At 68.9% G+C, this 26,998-nt stretch carries 27 protein-coding genes; 22 read left to right on the forward strand and 5 right to left on the reverse strand.

Annotation, left to right across the window (positions count from 1 at the left end):
- Positions 1–18 precede the first annotated feature (18 nt).
- Positions 19–699: an FAD-dependent oxidoreductase gene (locus JWS14_RS36285; RefSeq protein ID WP_206015345.1), complete on the reverse strand. Its 681-nt coding sequence runs from the start codon at positions 697–699 to the stop codon at positions 19–21.
- 109 nt (positions 700–808) lie between these two features.
- On the opposite strand from JWS14_RS36285, the gene JWS14_RS36290 reads away from it, so the two are divergent.
- The 5 genes from JWS14_RS36290 to JWS14_RS36310 are packed head-to-tail and all read left to right on the forward strand — an operon-like array spanning position 809 to position 3,832.
- Complete coding sequence (locus tag JWS14_RS36290) at positions 809–1,468, forward strand: TetR/AcrR family transcriptional regulator (protein ID WP_095860708.1); 660 nt, start codon at positions 809–811, stop codon at positions 1,466–1,468.
- A gap of 29 nt (positions 1,469–1,497) precedes the next feature.
- Entirely contained in the window at positions 1,498–2,688 is a 1,191-nt protein-coding gene (locus JWS14_RS36295) for a hemerythrin domain-containing protein (protein ID WP_072937943.1), read from the forward strand.
- A 57-nt stretch (positions 2,689–2,745) separates the two neighbouring features.
- Positions 2,746–3,042, forward strand: a complete 297-nt coding sequence (locus tag JWS14_RS36300) for an MTH1187 family thiamine-binding protein (RefSeq protein WP_072937944.1) — start codon at positions 2,746–2,748, stop codon at positions 3,040–3,042.
- 35 nt (positions 3,043–3,077) lie between these two features.
- Positions 3,078–3,224, forward strand: coding sequence for a hypothetical protein (locus tag JWS14_RS36305; protein ID WP_167372116.1), 147 nt, complete (start codon positions 3,078–3,080; stop codon positions 3,222–3,224).
- 53 nt (positions 3,225–3,277) lie between these two features.
- A complete protein-coding gene (locus JWS14_RS36310) occupies positions 3,278–3,832 on the forward strand; it encodes a DinB family protein (protein ID WP_206015346.1) in 555 nt (184 codons plus the stop codon).
- Here JWS14_RS36310 and JWS14_RS36315 read toward each other — a convergent pair.
- A complete protein-coding gene (locus JWS14_RS36315; protein ID WP_206015347.1) occupies positions 3,829–4,224 on the reverse strand; it encodes an SRPBCC family protein in 396 nt (131 codons plus the stop codon). The two genes, JWS14_RS36310 and JWS14_RS36315, sit on opposite strands and share 4 nt — an antisense overlap.
- A 142-nt stretch (positions 4,225–4,366) precedes the next feature.
- Here JWS14_RS36315 and JWS14_RS36320 point away from each other — a divergent pair, with 142 nt between their 5' ends.
- From JWS14_RS36320 to JWS14_RS36350, 7 genes are all read left to right on the forward strand, one after another.
- Entirely contained in the window at positions 4,367–5,038 is a 672-nt protein-coding gene (locus tag JWS14_RS36320; protein ID WP_206015348.1) for a HemK2/MTQ2 family protein methyltransferase, read from the forward strand.
- A gap of 162 nt (positions 5,039–5,200) precedes the next feature.
- Positions 5,201–8,887 (forward strand): nitrate reductase subunit alpha, encoded by a 3,687-nt coding sequence (locus JWS14_RS36325; RefSeq protein ID WP_206015349.1) that lies wholly within the window; start codon positions 5,201–5,203, stop codon positions 8,885–8,887.
- Positions 8,887–10,545 carry a nitrate reductase subunit beta gene (narH, locus tag JWS14_RS36330; protein ID WP_206015350.1) on the forward strand — a complete coding sequence of 553 codons (1,659 nt, stop codon included), beginning with the start codon at positions 8,887–8,889 and terminating at the stop codon, positions 10,543–10,545. Before JWS14_RS36325 ends, narH begins: the two co-directional genes overlap by 1 nt.
- Entirely contained in the window at positions 10,542–11,195 is a 654-nt protein-coding gene (gene narJ / locus JWS14_RS36335) for a nitrate reductase molybdenum cofactor assembly chaperone (RefSeq protein ID WP_072937950.1), read from the forward strand. Before narH ends, narJ begins: the two co-directional genes overlap by 4 nt.
- A gap of 1 nt (position 11,196) precedes the next feature.
- Positions 11,197–11,928 carry a respiratory nitrate reductase subunit gamma gene (gene narI, locus JWS14_RS36340; RefSeq protein ID WP_206015351.1) on the forward strand — a complete coding sequence of 244 codons (732 nt, stop codon included), beginning with the start codon at positions 11,197–11,199 and terminating at the stop codon, positions 11,926–11,928.
- Between the two features lie 73 nt (positions 11,929–12,001).
- A complete protein-coding gene (locus JWS14_RS36345; protein WP_206015352.1) occupies positions 12,002–13,348 on the forward strand; it encodes a M16 family metallopeptidase in 1,347 nt (448 codons plus the stop codon).
- 36 nt (positions 13,349–13,384) lie between these two features.
- Positions 13,385–14,491 (forward strand): alcohol dehydrogenase catalytic domain-containing protein, encoded by a 1,107-nt coding sequence (locus JWS14_RS36350; protein ID WP_206015353.1) that lies wholly within the window; start codon positions 13,385–13,387, stop codon positions 14,489–14,491.
- 15 nt (positions 14,492–14,506) lie between these two features.
- On the opposite strand, the gene JWS14_RS36355 is transcribed toward JWS14_RS36350, so the two are convergent.
- Positions 14,507–14,992 (reverse strand): MarR family winged helix-turn-helix transcriptional regulator, encoded by a 486-nt coding sequence (locus JWS14_RS36355; RefSeq protein ID WP_206015354.1) that lies wholly within the window; start codon positions 14,990–14,992, stop codon positions 14,507–14,509.
- A 90-nt stretch (positions 14,993–15,082) separates the two neighbouring features.
- On the opposite strand from JWS14_RS36355, the gene JWS14_RS36360 reads away from it, so the two are divergent.
- From JWS14_RS36360 to JWS14_RS36380, 5 genes are all read left to right on the forward strand, one after another.
- Positions 15,083–15,700, forward strand: a complete 618-nt coding sequence (locus tag JWS14_RS36360; RefSeq protein WP_206015355.1) for a TIGR03086 family metal-binding protein — start codon at positions 15,083–15,085, stop codon at positions 15,698–15,700.
- 103 nt (positions 15,701–15,803) lie between these two features.
- Entirely contained in the window at positions 15,804–16,562 is a 759-nt protein-coding gene (gene dapB / locus JWS14_RS36365; protein ID WP_072937961.1) for a 4-hydroxy-tetrahydrodipicolinate reductase, read from the forward strand.
- Positions 16,559–17,038 carry a hypothetical protein gene (locus JWS14_RS36370; RefSeq protein WP_072937963.1) on the forward strand — a complete coding sequence of 160 codons (480 nt, stop codon included), beginning with the start codon at positions 16,559–16,561 and terminating at the stop codon, positions 17,036–17,038. The genes dapB and JWS14_RS36370 overlap by 4 nt, the downstream gene beginning before the upstream one ends.
- A gap of 29 nt (positions 17,039–17,067) precedes the next feature.
- Positions 17,068–17,526, forward strand: a complete 459-nt coding sequence (locus JWS14_RS36375) for a flavodoxin family protein (protein WP_072937964.1) — start codon at positions 17,068–17,070, stop codon at positions 17,524–17,526.
- A 46-nt stretch (positions 17,527–17,572) separates the two neighbouring features.
- Entirely contained in the window at positions 17,573–18,805 is a 1,233-nt protein-coding gene (locus JWS14_RS36380; RefSeq protein ID WP_072937966.1) for a winged helix-turn-helix domain-containing protein, read from the forward strand.
- A 22-nt stretch (positions 18,806–18,827) separates the two neighbouring features.
- Here JWS14_RS36380 and JWS14_RS36385 read toward each other — a convergent pair whose 3' ends face one another.
- Entirely contained in the window at positions 18,828–19,262 is a 435-nt protein-coding gene (locus JWS14_RS36385; RefSeq protein ID WP_015890414.1) for an SRPBCC family protein, read from the reverse strand.
- Between the two features lie 102 nt (positions 19,263–19,364).
- Positions 19,365–19,841 carry a toxin-antitoxin system HicB family antitoxin gene (locus JWS14_RS36390; protein WP_206015356.1) on the reverse strand — a complete coding sequence of 159 codons (477 nt, stop codon included), beginning with the start codon at positions 19,839–19,841 and terminating at the stop codon, positions 19,365–19,367.
- A 155-nt stretch (positions 19,842–19,996) separates the two neighbouring features.
- Between JWS14_RS36390 and thyX the strand changes: the two genes are divergently transcribed.
- From thyX to JWS14_RS36415, 5 genes are all read left to right on the forward strand, one after another.
- Entirely contained in the window at positions 19,997–20,749 is a 753-nt protein-coding gene (gene thyX / locus JWS14_RS36395) for an FAD-dependent thymidylate synthase (RefSeq protein ID WP_072937969.1), read from the forward strand.
- A gap of 43 nt (positions 20,750–20,792) precedes the next feature.
- The gene (gene dapA, locus JWS14_RS36400; protein ID WP_015890417.1) at positions 20,793–21,701 is read left to right on the forward strand and encodes a 4-hydroxy-tetrahydrodipicolinate synthase; all 909 of its coding nucleotides are present in this window, start codon (positions 20,793–20,795) and stop codon (positions 21,699–21,701) included.
- Positions 21,698–23,695 carry a ribonuclease J gene (locus JWS14_RS36405; protein WP_275957900.1) on the forward strand — a complete coding sequence of 666 codons (1,998 nt, stop codon included), beginning with the start codon at positions 21,698–21,700 and terminating at the stop codon, positions 23,693–23,695. Before dapA ends, JWS14_RS36405 begins: the two co-directional genes overlap by 4 nt.
- Positions 23,696–23,720: 25 nt before the next feature.
- Positions 23,721–24,344, forward strand: a complete 624-nt coding sequence (locus JWS14_RS36410) for a TIGR03085 family metal-binding protein (protein WP_072942433.1) — start codon at positions 23,721–23,723, stop codon at positions 24,342–24,344.
- 80 nt (positions 24,345–24,424) lie between these two features.
- Positions 24,425–26,998: a DNA translocase FtsK gene (locus tag JWS14_RS36415; protein WP_206015357.1), complete on the forward strand. Its 2,574-nt coding sequence runs from the start codon at positions 24,425–24,427 to the stop codon at positions 26,996–26,998.

Raw genomic sequence — 26,998 nt, forward strand, 5'->3', positions numbered from 1 at the left:
GGCGGTCAGCTCGCGCGTCTAATCCTGCGAGGGGTGCAGGCCGACGCCGGCCGGGGGGAGCGCCGGGCGGGTCAGCCGGGCGAACCAGAAGGTCCCCGTGCCGCCACCGTCGAGAATGCCGAAGGTGTGTTCTGCGTGGCGGAAGAACGACAGCAGCCCGGGTTCGGGGTCGGTGTGGCCGGGGATGCCGGTGTGGTGGGCGTAGAGCACGACCTGGTCGTCGTAGACCGCTCCGGTCGGGCCGACGATGATCTCTCCGCGCACGATCGAGGACATTCCGTCGCACCCGACGAGCACGTCCGAGTCGACAACCCGGCCGTCGGCCGTGTGCAGTCGCGCACCGTCGGGGGAGGTGTCCACCGCGGTGGCGGTCGCGCCGTGGACGATGGTGGCGCCGAGTTCTCGGCACTGCCGATGCAGTGCGCCGATGAGGTCGCGACGCCAGAAGTTGTGGTGGCCGATCCCGTCGACAGGTGTCAGGGGTGCGCGTCGACTCCGGCCGTCGGTGGTCACCGAGATCGTGTGGACCGGAAGCCCCGTGGCGCGGAGTGTGACGCCGACGCCGAGGGTGTCGAGGTCGGCGAGTGCCTGACCGGACACCGTCAGGTAGGCGCCGTCCTCGCCCGCGGAGTCCGGTTCCCGCCGCTCGTACACGGTCGCCGGCACCACCCGGTCGGTCGCGGTTCTCGGACCGGCCACACTGTGCCTGGAAGGGGCGCTCCTCGACCGTGTTCGGGTACGGACGGGCGCGTCGCCGAAATGACTTGAACAGGGTTGTATTGAAAACTCATGCGTTCTAAGATTGGGTATGGCAACGGTCGAGCACGACTCGGCGGTGCCGGGCGGATCCGGGACCCGCCGGTACCGATCTCCGCTACGCCGCATGCAGGCGGCGAAGACGCGGGCGGTCGTGCTCGAGGCCGCCACCCGGTTGTTCGCCGAGCGCGGCTGGGTCGCGACAGGAGTGCGGGATGTCGCGCGGGCCGCGGAGGTTTCCGTCGAAACCGTCTACGCGACATTCGGATCCAAGGCCGACCTGTTGAAGTCGGCACTGGAGGTTGCCATCGTCGGAGACGACGCTGAGGTGCCGTTGGCCGACCGGCCCGTCTACACGGCGATCCGAACGGGGCGCACGACCAGTGACCGCATCGAGTCGGGTGCGCGCATGATCGCCACGATCAACGAGCGCATCTACCGCCTGGCCGTCGCAATCCGCCAGGGTGCGACGACGGATGCCACGCTCGCAGCGGTGGCCGCCGACCTGGAAGGGCAGCGCAGGCGCTCGGTCGCCGACGTCGCAGACCTGATCGTGGGTCGTCACGCCGATCCCGGTCAGGTCGACGAACTGTGGGTCCAGGCCCACGACCAGGTCTACGCCCTGCTCGTGGACGAATGCGGTTGGAGCCGTGTCCGTTACGAGTCATGGTTGATCGACCGCATCGAAGAAATCCTCGACCGCCCGGTGTGACACACCGGCGCCTTTGTCTGGAGTAGGTCATGACTACCGACACTCGGCATTCTGCCGACACTCGCATCATGCGCATCGTCCACAACGCGCTGCGCCGCGATATCGCTCGCGCCGCGGAGGCGCTGCACATGGCACCTCCGCCCGCGCAGACCCAACGGGTCGCCCTCGCCGATCATCTCGTGTGGATGATGCATTTCCTGCACCTGCACCACAGCGGCGAGGACCGTGGGCTGTGGCCGCTGGTCCGCGAGTTGAACCCGGACGCCGGGCCGCTGCTCGACGTGATGGACGCCGATCATGCGCGAATCGTCCCCGAGATGGAGCGGGTCGCCGCCGCGGCAACCGAATATCGTGCGCATCCGGCTGCCCGAGAGGAACTTTCGCGTTCCCTCGCCGCTCTCGGGCAGGTTCTGCTGCCGCATCTGCAGCGGGAGGAGGACGAGATGATGCCGGTCGTCGCCCGAACCCTGACCCGTGGTCAGTGGGACGACGTGGAGCAGGAGGTGTTCATTGCCTCGAAGACCAAGCGGGAGCTGGGGATCGAAGCTCACTGGCTTGTCGACGGTGTCGATCGGGAGGACTACGACGTCACCGTTCGCAAGGTCGGTCCCGCCACCCGGTTCATGCTGCTCCATGCGTTCAAACGACCGTATCGGCGGGCGTGCGCCGCCCGGTGGGGCGCCGACCTCGACGTGAGTCCGCGGCACCACCGGCCGGCCCTTACCGAGGGCTCGGCAGAATTGTGGATCGACGTCCCGGCCCGGCCGCTGTACGACGTGGTCGCCGACGTCACCCGCATCACCGAACGCAGCCCCGAGTGCCGCAGCTGCGCGTGGCTACCGGGACGGTCGCCGGGGGCCGTGGGCGCCCGATTCCGGGGACACAACCGCGCACATCACATGCGGTGGTCCCGCGTCTGCGAGGTGACCGCCGCCGATCCGGGCAGGAAATTCGCATTCCACACGGTGTCGGATCGGCGCAACCCGCTGTACCACGACTCGACCACCTGGTCGTACACGTTCAGGGCGGACGGCGACGGGACCCGGGTGACGCACTCCTATCGGATCGACGTACTGCCGTACCGCCCGCTGCTCTCGCTCTACTCACACCTCCAGCCGCAGCACCGCGACATGCGGCCGCAGATGCGGCAGAACCTGGAGGCGTTGCGGCGGCAGGCGCACGCCGACACGGCTACCGGGTCCCTGCCCCGAACGGCCTAGCGGGAGCGGACGAGGTGATTCAATGGTGGTCATCGATCCCCACGGCAAGGAGAGCGCATGCTGGTGGCATTCAGCGTCAGCCCGATGGGCGGGGACTCCGACAGTGTCGGTGCCGCGGTCGCCGCGGCCGTGCGTGTTGTCCGCGAATCCGGGCTGCCCAACGAGACCACGTCGATGTTCACCACCGTCGAGGGTGAGTGGGACGAGGTGATGGCAGTCGTGAAGCGCGCGACGGACGTTCTGCTGGAACAGTTTCCGCGGGTCAGTCTGGTGCTGAAGGCGGATATCCGGCCGGCGCGCAGCGGTCAGCTTCGGGCGAAGGTCGAGACCGTGGAGCGTTACCTGGCCGAGTGACCGTTCTCGCCGGAGTATTGCCGGAGTATTGGTGGGTGAGTTCCGTGCCGATCCGGGCGAGTTCGGTGCGGACCAAGAAGGCGGACACCAGGGAGCGGCGGATCGAACGGACGGTCACGCTGGCCGCAATGAATCTGCGGGCCAACCATCCGGGTGTCCGGATCCGGGACGCTGCGCGGTAGCACGTCACGAGATATTCCGACGTCCGGTTGGCGACCGGGAGAGGGGAGCACGAATGGACTGGCCGCACGAACTTGCCGATCAGCTCAGCTGGCACTGGGACCATCAATTGCGCCCACGGCTGGCGGGGCTGACCGATGAGGAGTACGTCTGGGAGCCTGCCCCGGACTGCTGGAGTGTGAGACCGAGAGGCCGCTCGCAGGCTCCCGTTCAGGCCGGCAGCGGCGAGTTCACCATCGACTTCGCCTTTCCCGCGCCGGACTCGCCGCCGATCACGACCATCGCCTGGCGGCTCGGGCACATCATCGTCGGTGTCTTGGGCATGCGGATCGGAAATCACTTCGGCGGCCCGCTCATGGACTATGAGACGTTCGACTACGCTGGCACCGCCGCGCGGGCGCTCATCCAACTCGACGAGCAGTACGACGCCTGGTGCGAAGGCGTGCGGGGCCTGGGAACCAGCGGCCTCGCCGAGCCGTGTGGGCCCAGCGAAGGACCGTTCGCGGACTACCCGATGGCGGCGCTGGTGTTGCACATCAATCGCGAGGTCATCCACCACGGTGCCGAAGTGGCGCTGCTGCGCGATCTGTACCTGCGACGACCGGCCTAGCGTTCGCCCGCGACGCGGGCGAGCCGGCGGACGAGGGTCCGCACGACCGGGCCGTAGGTGATGCCGAGCATCGCATCGAGTGGCCCGGGCGCGGACATCGTCATCGTGATCCGCGAACCGGTGCCGCGGGGCTCGACGAGGTGATCGAGCGTCATCGGTCCCACCCGCCAGGTCCAGGAGCGGCCGGGTGTCGTGGCCGAGATGGATACGGGAACCGGCACGATCCAGAGCAATCGGGCCGCGCCGCACCGGCCGGCCTCGACCTCGGGGGAACCGAGACCCCACGCGCCGCGCATGTGCGGCGCCCACTCGGGCCAGCGCGAGGGCCGAGCGACGAGCGCCCACACGGTCCCCACCGGGGCGTCGGAATCGGCTGAGAAGGAATGTGGCACGGAGGAGGAGTACCCGTTTTCGGCCCCGGCCGACGGCGAAGGGGGGTGGACGTGAACAACGGGTGAATTGGGCCGTGTCGAGTTGCGTGTAACTCGCGGTACTGGCCACGCTTGTAGGGAACGGCGAGGGAGGGAGCCGATCATGCTCGTTCGTCTACCCGGGGTGTATCGCCCCCAGCGCGACACGTGGCTGCTCGCTGAGGTGCTGGCCGCCCGAGAACTCGGGCCGGGCACCCGTGTGCTCGATCTCTGCTGCGGCACAGGCGTGTTGAGTGTCCAGGCGTGTGCGGCGGGGGCCGGCTGGGTGACCGCGGTCGACGTGTCCCGCCGCGCCGCGATCAGTACGTGGCTCAATGCCACACTGAACCGGCGGACGATCCGTGTGGTGCGGGGCGATCTGGTGGAGTCCGTCCGGACCCTTCGCTTCGACGTGGTGGTGGCCAACCCGCCGTACGCGCCGGCGACCGACGACGGCAGGCCGGGCCGGGTCCTCGCGCGGGCTTGGGACGGGGGCGTCGACGGGCGCGCCGTGCTGGACCGGATCTGCAGCGAAACCCCGGACCTCCTCGCTCCCGGTGGCACCCTGCTCCTCGTCCAGTCGACGCTCAACGGAGTGGGCAAGACGCGGGCGATGCTCGAGGAACGGGGACTGCGGGTGGACGTGGTGGCGTCGGAGGACGTGCCGTTCGGTCCCGCGCTCGCGTCCCGCACGAGGATGCTGGAGGCGCGGGACATGATCCGGCCGGGCCAGCGCATCGAGCGCATCGCGGTGCTGGCGGCGACCGACCTGCGGTCCGGCGATACGCGGCACTGACCCGGCGAGCGCGTCGATCCGATTCCGGTGTTTGTCCGATTCGCCACGATCCCGCGGCAACTGCGGTTCCATGGACGGGTGCGTTCAGGACTTCGTGAGGTATCGAATTCGACGCGGACCCCGAGTCCGGCGTCGGCCCACTCGACCTGAAGGAGAGCAGACGTGGTCATCCCGCACACCGGTGGTCCCGCGGAGGAAGCCCTGCTCAGGGGAGGGCGGTTCTTCACCCCGGGTGTGTTCTCGGACGACCTGCGCACCGTCACCCGGGAAGGCGGGCGGCAGGGCGACGTCTTCTACCGGGACCGCTGGAGCCACGACAAGGTGGTGCGGTCCACCCACGGGGTGAACTGCACCGGATCGTGTTCGTGGAAGATCTACGTCAAGGACGGGATCATCACGTGGGAGACCCAGGAAACCGACTACCCGTCGGTGGGTCCGGACCGCCCCGAGTACGAACCCCGCGGCTGCCCCCGCGGTGCGGCGTTCTCCTGGTACACGTACTCGCCGACACGCGTGCGGTATCCCTACGCGCGCGGTGTTCTCGTCGAAATGTACCGGGAGGCGCGTGAGCGTCTCGGTGATCCGGTGGACGCGTGGGCCGACATCCAGGCCGACCCCGCGCGTCGCCGGAAGTATCAGCAGGCCAGGGGCAAGGGCGGGCTCGTGCGGGTCACCTGGGCCGAGGCCACCGAGATGATCGCCGCGGCGCACGTGCACACGATCAGGGAATACGGCCCCGACCGGATCGCCGGGTTCTCGCCGATTCCCGCGATGTCGATGGTGTCGTTCGCCGCGGGATCGCGGTTCGTCGAACTTCTCGGTGGCGTCATGACCTCGTTCTACGATTGGTACGCCGATCTTCCGGTCGCGTCGCCGCAGGTGTTCGGGGATCAGACCGACGTTCCCGAGTCCGGAGACTGGTGGGACGCGGCGTATCTGATGATGTGGGGGTCCAACGTCCCGGTCACCCGGACTCCCGACGCCCACTGGATGGCCGAGGTGCGGTATCGCGGCACGAAAGTCGTGTCGATCAGCCCCGATTACGCCGACAACACGAAATTCGCCGACGAGTGGATGCCGTGCGCGGCGGGCACGGACGGCGCGATGGCGATGGCGATGGGACACGTGATCCTGTCGGAGTTCTTCGTGACGCGGCGCGAACCGTTCTTCGTCGACTACGTGCGGCAGTACACGGACCTGCCGTTCCTGATCGCGCTCGAGGAACGCGACGGCCGCCTCGTTTCGGGAAAGAATCTCACCGCCGCGGATCTCGGGGACACGAGCGAGAACGCCGCGTTCAAACCCGTCCTGGTGGACGGCGCGACGGGCGAGGTGGTGGTGCCGCACGGCTCCCTCGGATTCCGCTACGGCGACGAGGGCGTGGGGAAATGGAATCTGGACCTCGGTGACGTCGTTCCCGCGCTGACGGTCGCCGCGCCCGACGGCGAGGGCGAGACCGCCGCCGTGCACCTGCCGCGGTTCGACACCCCGGACGGCCACGGCGAGACGCTGGTGCGCGGTGTGCCGGTTCGCCGGGTCGGCGACCTCCGGGTGTGCACTGTCTTCGACCTCCTGCTCGCCCAGTACGGCGTTGCTCGACCCGGGCTTCCCGGCGAGTGGCCCGGCGGCTTCGACGACGCGGCCGTCCCATACACACCGGCGTGGCAGGAACCGATCACCGGGGTCGCGGCGGCGCAGGTGATCCGGATCGCCCGCGAGTTCGCGACCAACGCCGTCGACTCGGGCGGGCGTTCGATGATCATCATGGGCGCCGGGATCTGCCAGTGGTTCCACGGCGACGCGACGTACCGGGCGGTGCTGAGCCTGCTGTTGCTCACCGGGTCGATGGGCCGCAACGGCGGCGGGTGGGCCCACTACGTCGGGCAGGAGAAGTGCCGTCCCGTCACGGGATGGGCGACGGTCGCGATGGGCACCGACTGGAGTCGCCCGCCGCGCCAGATGGCGGGCACGTCGTATTGGTACGTCCACACCGACCAGTGGCGGTACGACGGGTACCGCGCCGACGCCCTCGCGAGCCCCACCGGCCGGGGAAACTTCCGGGGCAGGCACACGATGGACGTGATGACGTCGGCCGTCTCGATGGGGTGGACGCCGTTCTACCCGCAGTTCGACCGCTCCAGCCTCGTCCTGGCGGACGAGGCCGAGGCCGAGGGGCGTGACGTCGTGGAGCACGTCACGAGCCGATTGGCTTCGGGGGAGCTGAAATTCGCGCTCACCGACCCGGACGATCCGCGGAACTGGCCGCGCGTGCTGAGTGTGTGGCGCGCGAACCTGCTCGGTTCGTCGAGCAAGGGCAACGAGTACTTTCTCCGGCATCTCCTGGGCACGACGTCGAATCTGCAGGCGGAGCCCACCCCCGAGAACCTTCGTCCGAACGACGTCACCTGGCGCGACGACATCCCGGAGGGCAAACTCGACCTGCTGATGTCGATCGACTTCCGGATGACGTCCACCACGTTGCTGTCGGACGTCGTCCTCCCCGCCGCGACCTGGTACGAGAAGTCCGACCTGTCCAGCACCGACATGCACCCGTACCTGCATGCCTTCACCGCGGCGATCGACCCGCCGTGGGAAACCCGTTCCGATTTCGACGCTTTCGGTGCGGTGGCGCAGGCGTTCAGCGTGCTGGCGCGGCGGCACCTCGGTGTGCGCCGCGACGTCGTGATGGGCACGTTGCAGCACGACACCCCGGGAGCGATGGCATACCGGGGCGGCACCGAACAGGATTGGCGCGCACACGGTCAGACGCCCGTCCCGGGCAAGACGATGGGGCCGCTGGTGGTGGTCGAACGGGACTATCCCGCCGTCGCCGAGAAGTGGGCGGCGCTGGGGCCGCTCGTCGAGTCGGCGGGGCTCACCACCAAAGGCGTCACCACGCATCCGGACCGGGAGGTACGAGAACTCGCCGCCGAGCACGGCGTCCTCGACTCCGGCGTCGCCGCGGGTCGTCCGGCGCTCGACACCGCAGAGAAGATGGCCGAGACCATCCTCGCGTTGTCGGGGACGTCGAACGGCAGACTCGCCGTCCAGGGATTCCGCGAACTGGAGAAGCGGACGGGCACGCCGCTCGCGCACCTCGCCGAGGGGAGCGAGGAGCGCCGGATCACGTTCGCCGACACCCAGGCCCGGCCTGTTCCGGTGATCACCAGCCCCGAATGGTCGGGCAGCGAGACCGGCGGCCGCCGGTACGCACCGTTCACAGTGAATATCGAGGAACTGAAGCCATTTCACACGCTGACCGGGCGCATGCACTTCTTCCTCGACCACGACTGGATCGAGGAACTGGGGGAGCAATTGCCCATCTACCGCCCGCCGCTCGACATGGCCCGGTTGTTCGGCGAACCCGCCGTGGGCGATCGGCAGGGCGGGATCGGGCTGAGCGTGCGCTATCTGACCCCGCACTCGAAGTGGTCGATCCACTCCGAGTACCAGGACAACCTGTTCATGCTGTCGCTGTCCCGGGGTGGGCCCACCATGTGGATGAGCCCGAACGACGCCGCGAAGATCGAGGTGCGCGACAACGACTGGGTGGAGGCGGTCAACCGCAACGGCGTGGTGGTGTGCCGGGCGATCGTCTCGCATCGGATGCCGGACGGTGTCGTCTACGTGTACCACGCGCAGGAACGCACCATCGACGTGCCGCTCACCGAGACCACCGGAAAGCGTGGGGGCATCCACAACTCGCTGACCAGGCTGCTGATCAAACCATCCCACCTGGCCGGTGGCTACGCCCAGACGTCGTTCGCGTTCAATTACCTCGGGCCCACCGGAAACCAACGCGACGAGGTGACGGTGGTGCGTCGTCGCTCGCAGGAGGTGACGTACTGATGCGTGTCATGGCTCAGCTCGCGATGGTGATGAATCTCGACAAGTGCATCGGCTGCCACACCTGTTCGGTGACGTGCAAGCAGGCGTGGACCAATCGCTCGGGCACCGAGTACGTGTGGTTCAACAACGTGGAAACCCGCCCCGGTCAAGGCTATCCGCGCACGTACGAGGACCAGGAGAAGTGGCGCGGCGGATGGGTACGGGACGGCAAGGGGCGGCTGCGCCTGCGTGACGGCGGCCGGTGGAAGAAGCTCTCGCGGATCTTCTCGAACCCGAAGATGCCGTCCATCGACGACTACTACGAACCCTGGACCTACGACTACGAGAACCTCACCCAGGCCCCGCTCGGCGAGCACATGCCCGTCGCGGCGCCGCGCAGCCTGATCAGCGGTCGGCCGATGAAGGTGGAGTGGTCGGCGAACTGGGACGACGACCTCGCGGGTTCACCCGAGATCCTCCCGGACGATCCGGTCCTGAAGAAGGTGAGTGACAAGGTCAAGCTCGAACTCGAAGAGACGTTCATGTTCTACCTGCCGCGTATCTGCGAGCACTGCCTCAACCCGTCGTGCGTCGCCTCCTGCCCGTCGGGGGCGATGTACAAGCGGTCCGAGGACGGCATCGTGCTCGTCGACCAGGACAAGTGCCGCGGATGGCGGATGTGCGTGTCCGGATGCCCGTACAAGAAGGTGTATTTCAACCACAAGACCGGCAAGGCCGAGAAGTGCACGTTCTGCTATCCGCGCGTCGAGGTGGGACTGCCGACGGTGTGCGCGGAGACGTGCGTCGGCCGGCTGCGCTACATCGGCCTGCTGTTCTACGACGTCGACAAGGTCCTCGCCGCGGCCTCGGTGGAGAACGACACGGACCTGTACGAGGCGCAACTCGATCTCCTGCTCGACCCTCGCGACCCCGCGGTCGTGGAGGGCGCCCGGGCGGAAGGGATCTCGGACGAGTGGATCGAGGCGGCCCAGAACTCGCCCGTGCACGCCCTGATCAAGGACTGCCGGGTTGCGCTGCCGCTGCATCCGGAATTCCGGACGATGCCGATGGTCTGGTACGTGCCGCCGCTGTCGCCCGTCGTCGACGCCGTCAGCCGCGACGGTCACGACGGCGAGGATGTCGGCAACCTGTTCGGTGCGCTCGACTCGTTGCGGATCCCGGTCGAATACCTGGCGGGACTGTTCACCGCGGGCGACACCGAGGTGGTGGGCGGCGTCCTGCGGCGTCTCGCGGCCATGCGGTCGTACATGCGTGACATCAACCTCGGTCGCGAACCGCAGGCCCATATCCCGGAGGCGGTGGGGATGACGGAGGAAGAGATCTACCAGATGTACCGGCTCCTGGCACTCGCGAAATACGAAGAACGGTACGTGATCCCCACCGCCTACGCCGCCGACGGACACCGCCTCGAGGAGACGGCGACGGAATGTGCACTCGACTTCGAGGGCGGCCCCGGCATGCACGAGTCCGGCCCCTTCGGCGAAGCCAGCGGCGGCCCGGTACCCGTGGCGGTCGAGACGTTCCACGCGCTGCGCGAGCGGCAGACCACCGACGAGATGTCCGCCAACGCGAGCCATCCGTCCCGGGTGAACCTGCTGAACTGGGACGGCAAAGGCGCCCCGGCCGGAATGTTTCCCGAGCGGAGTGATCGGCGGTGACCCCTCTGTTGCGGCGTCGGCGCGACCGCGTCCGGGACCGGCTCGTGTGGCACGCGGCGGCACTGCTGCTCGCGTATCCGGACGACGGCCGAGACGAGCGTCTCCACGTCGTCGCGGACATCCTCGGACACCTACCGCCCGATTCGGGGCGGCTCCTCGCGGAGGCGCATCGCTTCCTGTGCGAGACGGACCCGTACGTGGCGGCGGCGCAGTACGTCGAGACGTTCGATCTCCGCCGCCGCACGACGCTGTATCTGACGTACTGGACGGCGGGCGACACCCGCAACCGCGGCCGCGAGATCCTGGCCTTCGCCGACACCTACCGCCGCGCCGGCGTCGAACCGCCGAAGGACGAATCGGCCGATCACCTGACGGTGGTGCTCGAGTTCGCCGCGCTCGTCGACGCCGCCGCGGGTGCGGGACTCCTGTCGGCGCACCGGGTTCCACTCGACATGCTGCACGCGGCGCTCGGCGAGACGGGCTCGCCGTACGCCGCCGTCGTCGCGGGCGTGTGCGGAACCCTGCCGCCCGCCTCCGACCGGGACGTGGTGCGGGCGCGGCAACTCGCCGCGGCCGGGCCGCCCGCCGAGGCCGTCGGGCTCGAGCCCTTCACCCTGACCGTTCCACCGCGCCGAGAAGGAGCGACCTGACATGTCCGCCGGTGAACTCTTCTGGGACATCGTGCCGTACGTCACGCTGGCGATCTTCGTGGTCGGCACGTGGTGGCGGTACCGCTATGACAAATTCGGCTGGACCACCCGCTCGTCGCAGCTCTACGAGAGCCGATTGCTGCGGATCGGCAGCCCGCTGTTCCACTTCGGCATCCTCGTCGTGATCGCCGGACACGTGATCGGCCTGGTCGTCCCGCAGTCGTGGACCGATGCGATCGGGATGAGCGAGCACGCCTATCACGTCCAGGCCCTCGTGCTCGGTGCGATCGCGGGTGTCGCGACCCTGGCCGGTGCGCTCGTTCTGGTGTATCGCCGCCGTACCCGGGGTCCGGTGTTCACGGCGACCACCTGGAACGACAAGCTGATGTACGCGGTGCTGCTCGCCGCGATCGTCGCCGGGCTGGCGACCACCCTGCTCGGATCCGGCGTCGTCGGCGAGGAGAGCAACTACCGCGAGACGGTGTCGCCGTGGTTCCGGTCGATCTGGATTCTGCAGCCCCGCGGCGACCTCATGGCCCAGGCGTCACTCGCCTTCCACATCCACGTCGCGATCGCGCTGGTGTTGTTCGCCCTCTGGCCGTTCACCCGGCTCGTGCACGCCTTCAGCGCTCCCGTGGGCTATCTGTTCCGCCCCTACATCGTGTACCGCAGCCGCGACGTCGCCCGAAACGGCGAGCTCATCGGCTCGCAACCCCGTCGTCGAGGCTGGTGACCCGCTGTCGGGGGCCGCGTGTAAAGTTTGCCGTTCGACGACGCCCAGCTTTCGAGGACCGCTGAACCACTACATGGCCAAGATCGATCGCAGCCGCACTGCCGCACTCACCCAAGCGCCGACCCTGCACGAGCCGGATGTCGGCGTCCGGCGCACCGTGCTCCCCGGCGGGCTCCGGGTGGTCACCGAATACGTTCCCGGTGTCCGATCCGCGTCCGTGGGCGTCTGGGTGGGTGTCGGATCACGTGACGAGCAGCCCACCGTCGCCGGGGCCGCGCACTTCCTCGAGCACCTGCTGTTCAAGGCCACGCCGTCGCGCAGCGCTCTCGACATCGCGCAGGTGATGGACGGCGTCGGCGGCGAGCTCAATGCCTTCACGTCCAAGGAGCACACCTGCTTCTACGCGCACGTGCTCGACGACGACCTGCCGCTCGCCATCGACCTCGTCAGTGACGTCGTCCTGCGCGGCCGCTGCCGGTCCTCCGACGTCGACGTCGAACGCCAGGTGGTCCTCGAAGAGATCTCGATGCGCGACGACGACCCGGAGGACCTCCTCGGCGACGCGTTCCTGACCGCCCTGTACGGCGACCATCCCGTCGGCAGGCCGGTGATCGGCAGTGTCGAATCCATCGAATCGATGACCCGCACCCAACTCCACTCGTTCCACGTGCGGCGCTACACGCCGCAGCGCATGGTGGTCGCCGTCGCCGGCAACGTGGAGCACGAACATACGGTCGAGCTGGTGCGGCGCGCGTTCGCCGGGCACCTCGAATCGGCGTCCGAACCAGCTCCCCGACGCGCAGGCACCCTGCGCCTGCGCACGGAGCCGGCGCTCAGCCTGACCAACCGGGACAGCGAACAGGTCCACCTCTCGCTCGGGGTGCGCGCGTTCGGGCGGCACGAGGCCCATCGCTGGGCGCTGTCGGTCCTCAACGCCGCCGTCGGCGGCGGGCTCAGTTCCCGGCTCTTCCAGGAAGTGCGGGAGATCCGTGGCCTGGCATATTCCGTGTACTCGGGCATCGACACGTTCTCCGACACGGGTGCGTTCTCGATCTACGCCGGGTGCCAGCCCGAGAACCTCGGCGAGGTCACCACGGTGATCCGCGAGGTGCTGTCGAACGTGGCGGCCGAGGGCATCACCGACGCCGAGTGCGCCCGCGCCAAGGGTTCGCTGCGGGGCGGACTGGTTCTGGGACTGGAGGATTCGGGTTCCCGGATGCACCGCATCGGTCGCAGTGAGCTCAACTACGGCAATCACCGCAGCATCACCGAAACCCTGAGCAAGATCGACGCGGTCACCACCGACGAGGTCCGCGACGTCGCGAGGGTCTTGCTGCAGCGCCCGTTCGCCGCCGCCGTCGTCGGACCGTATCGTCGCAAGCGCGACCTGCCGGCCTCGGTGCGCGGCATCGTCCGGTAACGAGGATTCGCCGAACACCGACAGGAGCAGCCTGAGATGAAGATCCGTGGAGCGGTACTCGAGGAGATCGGGAGAACGCGCCCGTTCGCCGAGTCGGCGCCGATCTCGATCTCCGAACTCGACCTCGACGAACCCGGTGCGGGCGAGATCCTGGTCCGGATCGAGGCGGCGGGTCTGTGCCACTCCGACCTGTCCGTCGTCGACGGCAACCGGGTGCGCCCGGTCCCGATGCTGCTCGGGCACGAGGCAGCGGGGCGGATCATGCAACTCGGCGCCGGCGTCGACGACGTCACGGTCGGACAGCGCGTGGTCATGACGTTCCTCCCGCGCTGCGGAGAGTGTGCCGGCTGCGCCACCGGCGGTCGCATGCCGTGCGGGCCCGGCACCAGCGCCAACAATGACGGAACCCTACTCGACGGGGGAGCGCGACTGCACCGCGGCGGCGCCACCGTGCACCACCACCTCGGGGTGTCCGGATTCGCGACGCACGCGGTCGTCAACCGGCGCTCGGTCGTTCCCGTCGGCGACGACGTCCCCGCCGACGTGGCGGCCGTGCTCGGATGCGCCGTCCTCACCGGCGGCGGCGCCGTCCTCAACGCGGGCGACCCGCAACCCGGCCAGGCCGTGATGGTCGTCGGGCTCGGCGGGGTGGGAATGGCCGCGATCCTGACGGCCGTGTCCCGGGGTGCCGGCGAGGTCATCGGCGTCGACGCCGTGCCCGCGAAACTGCAGACCGCCCGCGAACTCGGAGCGACCGCGGTCTACACCCCGGCGGAACTCGAAGAAGCCGGCGTCCGGGCGCCCATCGTCATCGAGGCCGCCGGGAACGCCCGCGCGTTCGAATCGGCTGTTCGCGCAACCTCTCCCGGGGGCAAGACGATCACCGTCGGACTGCCGTCCCCGGACGCGCGGTCGTCGATCTCCCCGCTCACCCTGGTGGCCGAGGCCCGCACGATCATCGGCAGCTACCTCGGCTCGGCGGTGCCGTCCCGGGACATCCCGATCTACGAGGACCTCTGGCGCTCCGGGAAGCTTCCCGTCGAGAAGCTCATCTCCTCCCGCATCACGCTCGACGACATCAACCGCGGCATGGACGAACTCGCCGACGGCAGGGCGATCCGGCAGATCATCGTGTTCGACTGATTCGCGCGGATTGCGTCAGTCGGAGTCGCCCGGGTGCCCCGTGACGTCTTCGGCGGACAGTGCCGACAAGGCGATCAGGCCGGCCAGAAAACCGGCCCGGTCTCGCTCCGGCAACCGGGCGAGGAGCCGCTCCTCGCCCCGCCGGATCGCCGCCTGTGCCGAATCGCGCACCCGATGCCCGTCCGGGGTCAGCGACAGCAGCCGGGCCCGGCGGTCCGCGGGATCTCGCTGCCGGTCGATCAGGCCGCGGTCCTGCAGTTCGTCGAGCACGCCGATGATCCGGGTCTTGTCGGCGCCGATCGCCTCCGCGAGCGCGGCCTGGGTGCGCAGCGGGTGCTCGTCGAGTGCGAGGAGTACGACGTAGCCCCACATGGTCAGCCCGTGCTCGGCGAGCACGGGAAGTTCCGCCGCCACCAGTGAGCGGTTCAGGGTGGTCGTCATCGCGGCGAGGTCGGGGCGGGTGCGCTCGTGCTGTCCGTTCTTCGGGTCGGGGCTCGGCATACCGCAGAAAATACACCTTGACCGATCATCTACTCGAGTAGATGATAAGCGATAGCTTACTAATCCGATTCGAAGGGCGAGGTACCGACGATGGATGTCGACGAGATCCGGCGCTGGGATGCCCGCGCCGTGGAGACGAGTGTGGAGATCGTGTCGCACGTGACGAGTCGCGACCTGCAGCGCGCGACACCGTGCGCGCAGTGGACCCTCGGCGAACTGCTGGCCCACATGACCGTGCAGCACCTGGGGTTCGCCGCGGCGGCCGCGGGCGACGGGCCCGACCTGTCGCGCTGGCGGCCGCATGCGTCGGCGAACCCGGTTGCCGCCTATCGTGCGGCGGCGGACACCGTCGTCGAGGCCTTCGCCCGCGACGGTGTCGGGGAGCGGCAGTTCTGGCTACCGGAGATCAGCACCGAGTTCCCGTTCCCCGCGGCCACCGCCGTCGGGTTCCACTTCCTCGACTACGCGGTCCATTCGTGGGACGTCGCGCGAGCACTCGAACTCGACTTCGCACCCGAAACCGGCATGGTGGCCGCGGTTCTCCCCATCGCCCGTCGCGTGCCGGACGGTGCGGACCGGCTGCGCGAGGGCGCCGCGTTCGCCCCGGGATTGACCGCCGGCGCCGACTCTGCGGATTTCGGCGCGGTGCTGTCGCTGCTCGGCCGATCACCGCACTGGCACCCGGAATACGAGCCCCGCCGCGTGTGAGGACGAGACGCAGGTCTCCCACCCCGCCCCTGCGCAGCGGTCGGCACCCGGCGATTGCGTAGGCTTTCGGGCGAATCGTTGTGACTGGACGGAGCGTGGAGAAGTGAGCGCAGCAGCACCCATCAGGGTCGGGGTTCTCGGGGCCAAGGGCAAGGTCGGACGGGCGATCTGCGAGGCGGTGGAGCAGGCACCGGACCTCGAACTCGTCGCGGAGGTCGATCACGGCGACCGGCTCGAGTCGTTCGGCGAGGCCGGCACGCAGGTCGTCGTCGACTTCACCCACCCCGACGTGGTGATGGACAACCTGAAGTTCCTCGTCTCCAACGGCATTCATGCCGTGGTGGGCACCACCGGGTTCGACGACACGAGGCTCGACACGGTGCGGTCGTGGCTGATCGAGCGCCCCGACGTCGGGGTCCTGATTGCCCCCAACTTCGCAATCGGCGCCGTCCTCTCCATGCGCTTCGCCGAAGCGGCAGCACGATTCTTCGATTCCGTCGAGGTCATCGAGTTGCACCACCCCAACAAGGCGGATGCGCCGTCCGGCACCGCCTACCGGACCGCCGCCCTCATCTCCGAGGCACGCCGCAAGGCCGGCGTGGGACCGAGCCCCGACGCGACGACCACCGAACTGGACGGTGCGCGCGGCGCCGACGTGGACGGCGTGCGGGTCCATTCCGTGCGGCTCGCAGGTCTGGTCGCCCATCAGGAGATCATCCTCGGCACGCAGGGCGAGACGCTGACCATCCGCCACGATTCGATCGACCGCAACTCCTTCGCCCCCGGCGTCCTGCTCGGTGTGCGGGAGATCGGCAACCGCCCCGGTCTCACCGTCGGTATCGACCCCCTTCTCGACCTGTGAAGGACGGCTCGACCAAGACCGTCGTCACGATCGGACTGCTGGTCGCAGCGCTGGCGTTCTACTTCGTCCTTCTCGGCCGGCGTGGGATCGAGCTGATCCAGGACGGCGGAGCAGCCGCGATCGGCCTGGGGATCGGCGTCCTGATCCTGCCGTTCCTGGGCGCCTGGATCGTCTACGCCACGCTGCGTGCCGGATTCCAGCACCAGCATCTGTCCCGCCGCATCGCCGACGAGAGACTCGAACTGGATGTCAGCGATCTGCCGAAGCGCCCCTCGGGCCGCATCGACCGGGACGCCGCCGACGCACTGTTCCAGCAGGTCAAGTCCGAATGGGAAGCAGACCCGGACAACTGGCGGAACTCCTACCGGCTCGCGCGCGCCTACGACTACGCCGGCGACCGCGGCCGGGCCAGGGAGACGATGAAACGGGCTGTGGAACTCGAACGTGTCGAACGGGAAGGCGAGCCCGGCCGGTAGTAGACGGACCCGGTCGTACGCTGACGACTGTGAAGTCACTACTCGTCGTCCACCACACGCCGTCGCCGGTGACCCGTGAGTGCCTCGAAGCCGTACTGAAAGGCGCGCGGGACCCCGACATCGACGGCGTCGAGGTGAAGTCGATCCCCGCACTCGGCGCGACCGTCCCCGACGTCCTCGCGGCCGACGGGTTCCTGTTCGGGACCTCCGCCAACTTCGGCTACATGTCCGGTGCGCTGAAGCACTTCTTCGACACCGTCTACTACCCGTGCCTCGACGCGGTCGCCGGGCGCCCCTACGGACTCTGGGTGCACGGCAACAACGACACCGCCGGGGCCGTGAAGTCGGTGCAGAAGATCGTGACCGGGCTGGCGCTCACCCAGGTCGCCGAGATCCTGGAACTGACCGGATCTGTCGACGCGAGTGCGCGGGAGCGGTTGTACGAACTCGGCGCGACGGTGGCGGTCACGCTGGCGGAGGACGCCTGACGACGTCGCCGTCGACCGTGTCGGTGGCCGATGGCAAGCTTCGGTCATGCGTGAGATGACCGCCGCCGCGGCCCGGAGAACGGCGCTCTGGGCGCAGGGTTTCGCCGACCGGAAGCCGGCCGGTACACCGACGCGCAGGCACGTCCGTTCGGTTCTCGACCGCGTGCGGTTGTTCCAGATCGACTCCGTGTCGGTGGCCGTGCGCGCCCACTACGTCCCGCTGTTCAGCCGTCTCGGGGTGTACGACCGCGGTCTGGTCGACTCGGCGGCGTGGTCGCACTCCGCCCGTGCACCCCGGATGCTGGCGGAGTACTGGGCGCACGAGGCGGCGTTCATCCCGGTCGAGGACTGGCCGCTGCTGCGCTGGCGGATGCACCGGTACCGGCACGGACGCTGGTCCGGCGAATCCCGCGTACTCGACCGCAATCCCACGCTCGCCGCCGACGTGCTCGACGTGATCGGCGCCGTCGGTGCGTGCAGCGCGGGCGACGTGGAGAAACACCTCGAGGTCGACCGGCCCGACCGCAAGGGTCCTTGGTGGGATCGCAGCGACACCAAAGTGGTGTGCGAGCAGCTGTTCGCGTCCGGTGCGCTGGCGGTCGACAAGCGCGTCGCCTTCACCCGTCACTACGACCTCACCGAACGGGTGCTGCCGGAAGCGGTCCTCGCCGAGAACGTTTCGGAGGAGGACGCCGTCCGTGGCCTGGTGCAGCGGTCCGCGCGGGCCCTCGGGGTGGCCACCGAACCCGATCTGCGCGACTACTACCGGCTGTCGCCGGCGCAGACCGCCGCGGCCGTCGAGGACCTCGTCGAGGACGGTGTGCTCGAACGGGTCGGCGTCCGGGGCTGGGAGGCATCGGCATTCGTCCACCGCGACGTCCGGGTTCCCCGGAAGGTGGAGGGGGCGGCGCTGCTCTGCCCGTTCGATCCGCTGGTTTTCTGCCGGCCCCGTACCGAGCGGGTATTCGACTTCCGGTACCGCCTCGAGATCTACACCCCCGCGCACAAACGTGTCCACGGGTACTACGTCTTCCCGTTCCTGCTGAACGGTGAACTGGTGGCGAGGGTCGATCTCAAGGCCGACCGCGCGTCGGGGACGCTCGAAGTGCGATCCGCGTTCGTCGAACCCGACCGGAGTCCGGGGCACGTGGTGGAGGCGCTGGTTCCGGAATTGCGAAGAATGGCAACGTGGTTGGGCCTGGACGACGTCCGAGTGGACGATCGCGGCAACCTCGGTGCCCTCCTCGCGGCCGAGGCGTCGCGGCCGCGAGGAGAGTGAAGAACTGGAGGCTCTCGACTGCCTACAGGCTCTCGACGAACTTCGTCAGGCCCTTGCTCGCGGTCTCGAGCGCCGTCTTCTGCGCCTTCTTCACGAGGAACCCCGGCAGCGGAATCTTCGGGTCGACCGTCAATTCGAACGTCACCTTGGTGCCGGCGCCGGACTCGGTGAGGACGTACGACCCGTCCTGGGCGTTCTGCTGGCCGCTCTCGACGAGGTGCCACGACACCGTGTTGTCGCCCTCGAACGTGTAGTCGACGACCTGCTCGTCGCTGATCCCGAGGATGGAGACGCTCATCCGGACTCGGTGGGGGCGGCCGTCGTCGTGTGTGCTCTCGATGGTGACCGACTTGTGGGCCGAGGACCACTCGGGCAGGCGATCCACCGCAGCGATCGCGGCCATCACCGTGGCCGGATCGGCCTTGATCTCGAATTCCTTGACGCCGGAAACGGCCATGTTCTTCGCTCCTTCGAGCCCGTGGCGACTCTCACCGTGTGGCTGATGCGACGTAATTACATCACCGCCGCCGACGGGCGCGTGGAGTGAGTGCACCGGCGCTCAGAAATCGCCTCTCCCGTTCCGGCGCATCTGGTCCTTGAGCGCGCCCTGGACCGCTTGCGACACCCAGGAATTGAGCGACACCCCGTTCTGGGAGGCGGCCTCCTCGGCCTTCGACTTGATCTGATCCATCAGGCGGAGGGTGACGCGGCTGATGTCACCGGTGACGTCATCGAACGCGGCACCGATGTCCTCGGCGGTGGCGGTGCGTTCCCCGTCCGGCCCGGGCTGGGCGGGAGTGCGGTGCACGTCGACCGCCACCTCGCTGCCGTCCAGGCGCACGCCGACGGTGCGATTGCCGAGTTCGGAAGACACCTCTCCCGCAAAGTCGGTGAGCGCCGACAGGAGGAGCAGGCGCGCGGCGGGTTCGACTGCGGCGGCGAGCGCCGCAGCGGTCGCCCGCGTCTGCTCGTCGCCGAGTGCGGCTGCTGCGTTCAGGTCGTCTCGCAGCCGGGAGACATAGATGCCGAGGTCCATGACGCCAGCATGACGTCAACCGTGACGCCAGTCAAGCAGTCGTGACCTCAGCTTGGTGATGTCACCCTCGGACAGTGTCAGGCCGATGCTGCGACTAGGGTCGATGCATTCAGGAGGGACTCCCGACCAGGGAGTTCGGTAGGAGGATCAGCGCAGTGCCGCAGACCGTGCCGCTCAGGGTGCAACTCGTCGCGAAGACGGAGTTCTTTCCACCGGCGGACATCCCGTGGGAGACCGACGCCGACGGCGGCGAAGCGCTGGCGGAATTCGCGGGCCGGGCGTGCTACCAGAGCTGGTCCAAACCCAACCCCCGCACCGCCACCAACGCCGGATACCTGCGTCATCTGCTCGAGGTCGGGCACGAGTCGGTCCTCGAACACGGCACCGTCAGCTTCTACATCACCGGCATCTCCCGGTCCTGCACCCACGAGTTGATCCGGCACCGCCACTTCTCCTACTCGCAGCTGTCGCAGCGCTTCGTGCGGGAGAACGAGGGGAACGTCGTCGTCCCGCCCGCGATCGCCGGCGACCCCGAACTCGAGGAGCTGTTCGCGAAGGCCACCGACGCCAGCAGGGCGGCGTACGGCGAACTCCTCGAGGCCCTCGAATCGAAACTGGCCGACACCTCCAACGTGCCGCTGCGCAACAAGCAGGCGAGGCAGGCCGCGAGGGCCGTCCTGCCCAACGCGACGGAGACCCGCGTGGTGGTCACCGGCAACTACCGCGCCTGGCGGCACTTCGTCTCGATGCGGGCCACCGAGCACGCCGACGTGGAGATTCGCCGTGTCGCGGTCGAGTGCCTGAGGCAGCTGCAGGCGGCCGCACCGAATGTCTTCGGCGACTTCGAGGTACTGGACTGGGGCGACGGCACCGAGGTGGCGCGGAGCACGTTTTCCGCCGACGCGTGACTGGTGTGCAAAAGTACCTGGGTCACCGGGTAGCCTTCTGACCATGACCTACGGTGATTCCGCTTCTCCAGTCGAGCGTCCGTTCGGCACCGTGTCCACAGCGATGGTGACGCCGTTCACCTCGGACGGAAAGCTGGACGTCGACGCCGGTGTCCGCCTCGCGGCGTACCTCGTCGACAACGGGTGCGACTCCCTCGTGCTCGCCGGCACGACCGGTGAGTCGCCGACGACCACCGAAAACGAGAAGCTCGAGCTGCTCCGGGCGGTCATCGACGCGGTGGGCAACCGCGCGAAGATCATCGCCGGCGCGGGCAGCAACGACACCGCGCACAGCGTCGAACTCGCCCGTGACGCCGCCCGCGCCGGCGCGCAGGGCCTCCTCGTCGTCACCCCCTACTACTCGCGTCCGCCGCAGGCCGGACTGTTCGCGCACTTCACCGCTGTCGCCAACGCCACCGACCTTCCGGTCATGCTCTACGACATTCCACCCCGCTCCGTGGTCCCCATCGAGACGGAGACCATCCGGCGCCTCGCCGAGCACCCGCGCATCGTCGCGGTCAAGGACGCCAAGGGCGACCTCAACGCGGGCGCCGAGCTGATCGGCACCACCGACCTCCAGTTCTACTCGGGTGACGATCCGCTCAACCTGCCGTGGCTGTCGGTGGGCGCGACGGGATTCGTCAGCGTCATCGGGCACCTCGTGCCCGGCCGGCTGCGTGAACTGCACACCGCCTTCGCGGCGGGGGACATCGCCCGCGCCCGCGCCATCAACCTCAGCCTCATCCCGGTCATCCGCTCGGTGGCGCGTCTCGGCGGCGTGAGCGCGTCGAAGGCGGGTCTGCGCCTGATCGGCCTCGACGTCGGTGAACCCCGGTTGCCGCAGGTGGCGCCCACGCACGATCAGATCGATCTCCTGGCCGCCGATCTGCACGCAGCGGGGGTGCTCGCGTGACCCGACCGCCTCGTCGTCGCAGCGCCAGCCGCCAGGCAGGCCCCCCTTCCCCCACAGCGAGCGAGCCGACGACGCCGGCCCCCGCCGCCGAGCTGGCGACGCCGGCCCCCGCCGCCGAGCCGGCGAAGTCGGCGCCCGTCGTCGCCGACGAGCCGAGTGCCCCGAAGTCGGAGCAGGCCAAGTCCGCGCCCGTGAAGGCCTCCTCCACGAAGGGGGGCGCCGCCAACAAGTCGTCGTCGCGCTCCGGACGGCGCGCCGGCAACAAGCGTCAGGACTCGCGGCCGGCCGCGGTCGATCCGACGGCCCGGCTCGGCGCCCCGCCGAAGGCCCCGTTCAAGGGGCTGCGGGTGGTGGCTCTCGGCGGCATCGGCGAGATCGGTCGCAACATGACCGTCTTCGAGCACCAGGGCAAACTGCTCATCGTCGACTGCGGTGTGCTGTTCCCGGAAGACCAGCAGCCTGGTGTCGACCTGATCCTCCCGGACTTCCGGCACATCGAGGACCGCATGGACGACGTCGAGGCAGTCGTCCTCACGCACGGCCACGAGGACCACATCGGCGCCATCCCGTTCCTGCTGCGCCTGCGTCCGGATCTGCCGGTCGTCGGTTCGCGGTTCACGCTCGCGCTCGTCGCGGCCAAGTGCCGTGAGCACCGCCAGCGCCCCAACCTCGTCGAGGTCGTCGAGGGTCAGCGCACCGAACACGGCCCATTCGAGTGCGAGTACTTCGCCGTCAACCACTCGATCCCCGACGCCATTGCCGTCGCGATCCGGACCGACGCCGGCGTCGTGCTGCACACCGGCGACATCAAGCTCGACCAGTTGCCGCTCGACGGCAGGCTCACCGACCTCGCCGGCTTCTCCCGTCTCGGCGACGAGGGCGTCGACCTGTTCCTCGTCGACTCCACCAACGCCGAGGTGCCGGGATTCGTCACCCCCGAACGTGAGATCGGGGGAGTGCTCGACAACGTCATCGGCAAGGCCCGGCAGCGTGTGATCGTGGCCTCCTTCGCCAGCCACGTGCACCGCATCCAGCAGGTCGTCGACGTCGCGCACCGGTACAACCGGCGGGTCGCGTTCGTGGGCCGGTCGATGGTCCGCAACATGCAGATCGCGCAGGATCTCGGCTACCTGAGCGTCCCGGACGGTCTGGTCGTCGACATCGACACCGCGGCCAACCTGCCCGACGACCGGCTCGTCCTCATCTCCACCGGCTCGCAGGGCGAACCGCTGTCGGCGTTGTCGCGGATGGCCCGCGGCGAGCACCGGCAGATCAACATCCGGGCCAACGACCTCGTCGTGCTGGCCTCGTCGCTGATCCCCGGCAACGAGAACTCCGTGTTCGCCGTCGTCAACGGCCTCGCCAAGCGCGGCGCCACCGTCGTCACCCAGCAGAGCGCGAAGGTGCACGTCTCCGGTCACGCCTCGGCGGGTGAGCTCCTGTACCTGTACAACGCGGTCCGGCCCACCAACGCGATGCCGGTCCACGGCGAATGGCGCCACCTGCGGGCCAACGCCGCCCTCGCGAAGGCGACCGGTGTGCCGGAGGAGCGGATCGTGCTCGCCGAGGACGGTGTGGTGGTCGACATGGTCGACGGTCTCGCCGAGATCGTCGGGCAGGTTCCCGTCGGGCACGTCTACGTCGACGGACTGTCCGTCGGCGACGTCGGCGACTCCACACTGTCGGACCGGTTGGTCCTCGGTGAGGGCGGGTTCATCGCCATCAACGTCGTCATCGACGACCACACGGGCCGCGCGGTCAGCACCCCCGAGGTGTCCGGACGCGGATTCTCCGACGACCCGACGGCCCTCAAGGACGCGGCGCAGTTGGTCGAGGCGGAGCTGCTGCGCCTGGCCACCGAAGGCATCAACGACGCTCACCGCATCGCCCAGGCGATCCGGCGTGTCGTCGGCAGATGGGTGGCCGACAAGTACCGTCGCCGGCCGATGATCGTTCCGACCGTCATCGCGGTGCCGTCGGCGGAGGGCAAGTAGTTCTCCGACAGGTAGATTCGGTCGGGTGACCTTTGCCCGCGATGAACGCCTCTCCCTCGTCGACTCGATGGCCGAATTCGGTCCCGACGCCCCGACCCTCTGCGGGACGTGGACCAACCGGGACCTGGCCGCCCACCTGATCGTGCGCGAACGACGCCTCGACGCTGCCCCGGGCATCGTCGTGGGCCTGCTCGCCGGGTACACCGAACGCGTCCAGAACGAGACGGCGACGCGTCCGTGGAGCCGGCTGCTGGACGAGGTCCGGTCGGGTCCGCCGATGTGGTCGCCGATGTACTGGGTGGACGCGCAGGTGAACCTGGGGGAGATGTTCGTCCACCACGAGGACGTGCGCCGCGCCCACGACGGGTGGGAGCCGCGCGTGCTGCCCGCCGACCGTCAGGACGCGCTGTGGGGTCTGGCGCGCAAGGTCGGCAAGCTCGGCTACCGGCATGCCCCGGTGACGGTGGTACTCGAGCGGCCGTCCGGGGAGCAGGCCACCGTCCGCACGGCCGGCGCCGGCCGGGTGATCCTGCGAGGGGAACCGTCGGAACTCGCCCTGCACGCGTTCGGCCGGAATCAGGTGCGGATCGAGACCGAGGGCGAGGCCGCCGACATCGAGGCCGTGACCTCCCTCGACCGAGGGTTCTGAGGCCATTTCGACGCAGCTCTGGCCGTGTTACGGGTGTTGCGGATGGTCCGGAAGGTGCCGTAGCGACTAATCTGAGAGCCATGGCAGGTAAGGCGAGCGCCCGCGGTTCGAGCACGACGTCCAAGCCGAAGTCCCGCACGACCCGGACGGTCAGCACTCCGCGTAAGTCCACGTCGCCGCGCGGCGGCGCCCGGAGGCCCGCCGCGAAGAAGGCGTCCGCATCCGGTCCCCTGAAGTCGGTGGGCCGGGGAATCGGCGGCGGCTGGTCGCTCGTGGCGAAGGGCGTCGGAGCCACCACCCGCACCGTCGGCAGGGCGGCCGAGATCGAGCAGGGACACCGGCGCGACGGCATCGCCCTCGGACTGATTGCGATCAGCGTAGTGGTCGCCGGCGGAATCTGGTTCTCCGCCGGCGGTCCGGTGGGCGAGTGGATCGAGACCGGAGTCCGCGCCGTGTTCGGCGGGGCGTCCGCTGTCCTGCCGCTGATCGGTGTCGCCGTCGCGGTGATCCTGATGCGGACCGAACCGAAACCCGAGATCCGGCCCCGGCTGGTGCTGGGGTCGCTGCTGGTCGGTCTGCCGGTTCTCGGCCTGTGGCACATCGCGACGGGGTCGCCCGCCGACGCCGACGGCAGGGCACGCGGCGCCGGCTTCGTCGGGTACGCGGCGGGCGGTCCCCTGACCGACGGTCTCACCGTGTGGCTGGCCGCGCCGCTGCTGCTGATGGCGGCACTGTTCGGTGTCCTGCTCCTGACCGGGACCACGGTCCGCGAGGTGCCCGGCAAGCTGCAGTCGTACTTCGGAACATCGTTCGGCCGCGATCACTACGGCGACTACGACAGCGAGTACTACGAGGACGGCGAATACGACCCCACCCTCTTCGATGCCGACGGCTACCCCGTCGACGACTACAAGACCGGGGTCCGGGGTGCCCCGGCCGACAACTATCCCACCGACGAGTACGACGTCAGCGACACCGCGAAGACGGAGGTGCTCGGGCTGTGGGAGACCGAACCCGCCACGGAACCCGTGCCCGCTCCGGCACCGGCCCCGAAACGGCCGCCCGCCAAGGCCAAGCCCGTCGTCGCCCCGAAGCCGGAATCCGAACCGGAACCGCTACCCGACGTCGACAAGTTCGTCACCGACCGGGTGGTCGAGGGCGACTACACACTGCCACCGACGTCCCTGCTCATCGAGGGCGATGCGCCGAAGAAGCGCAGTTCGGCCAACGACGCGATGATCGAGGCCATCACCGAGGTCCTCGAACAGTTCAAGATCGACGCCGCCGTCACCGGATTCACCCGCGGCCCGACCGTCACCCGCTACGAGGTGGAACTCGGCCCGGGTGTGAAGGTCGAGAAGATTACCGCGCTCGCCCGCAACATCGCGTACGCCGTCGCCACCGACAACGTGCGCCTGCTCGCGCCGATCCCGGGCAAGTCCGCGGTCGGTATCGAGGTCCCCAACTCCGACCGTGAGATGGTGCGCCTCGCCGACGTGCTCACCGCCCCAAGCACCCGCAAGGACCACCACCCGCTGGTGATCGGTCTCGGCAAGGACATCGAGGGCGACTTCGTCAGTGCCAACCTCGCGAAGATGCCGCACCTGCTCGTGGCCGGTTCCACCGGTTCCGGTAAGTCCAGCTTCGTGAACTCGATGCTGGTGTCGCTGCTGTCCCGCGCGACACCCGACGAGGTCCGGATGATCCTCATCGACCCCAAGATGGTGGAGTTGACGCCGTACGAAGGCATTCCGCACCTCATCACGCCCATCATCACCCAGCCGAAGAAGGCGGCGGCCGCGCTGGCCTGGCTGGTGGAGGAGATGGAGCAGCGCTACCAGGACATGCAGGCCAACCGGGTGCGCCACATCGACGACTTCAACGCCAAGGTGAAGTCGGGAGAGATCACCGCGCCGCTCGGTAGCGAACGGGTCTACCGGCCGTATCCGTACATCCTCGCCATCGTCGACGAACTCGCGGACCTCATGATGACCGCGCCGCGCGACGTCGAGGACGCGATCGTGCGGATCACCCAGAAGGCGCGCGCCGCCGGTATCCACCTCGTGCTCGCCACACAGCGGCCGTCGGTGGACGTCGTGACGGGTCTGATCAAGACCAACGTGCCGTCACGGCTCGCCTTCGCGACGTCCTCCCTGACCGACTCACGGGTCATCCTGGACCAGCCCGGCGCCGAGAAGCTGATCGGTATGGGTGACGGGCTGTTCCTGCCGATGGGCGCAGGCAAGCCGACACGCCTGCAGGGCGCGTTCATCACCGACGAGGAGATCTCCGCGGTCGTCGATTTCAGCAAGAACCAGGCGGAGCCGGAGTACACCGACGGCGTCACCGCCGCCAAGGTCGGGGAGAAGAAGGACGTCGATCCCGACATCGGCGACGACATGGACGTGCTGTTGCAGGCGGTGGAACTCGTCGTCTCCAGCCAGTTCGGCTCCACGTCGATGCTGCAGCGGAAACTGCGTGTCGGTTTCGCAAAGGCAGGCCGCCTGATGGACCTGATGGAGACCAGGGGAGTGGTGGGCCCCAGCGAGGGTTCGAAAGCCCGCGAGGTGCTCATCAAGCCCGACGAACTCGACGGTCTGCTGTGGTCGATCCGCGGCGGCGACCCGGACGAGGCCCCGTCCGACCAGGAGTAG

Origin of the sequence: Rhodococcus koreensis, from assembly GCF_017068375.1 — a bacterium.
GTDB classification, from domain to species: Bacteria; Actinomycetota; Actinomycetes; order Mycobacteriales; family Mycobacteriaceae; genus Rhodococcus_F; species Rhodococcus_F koreensis.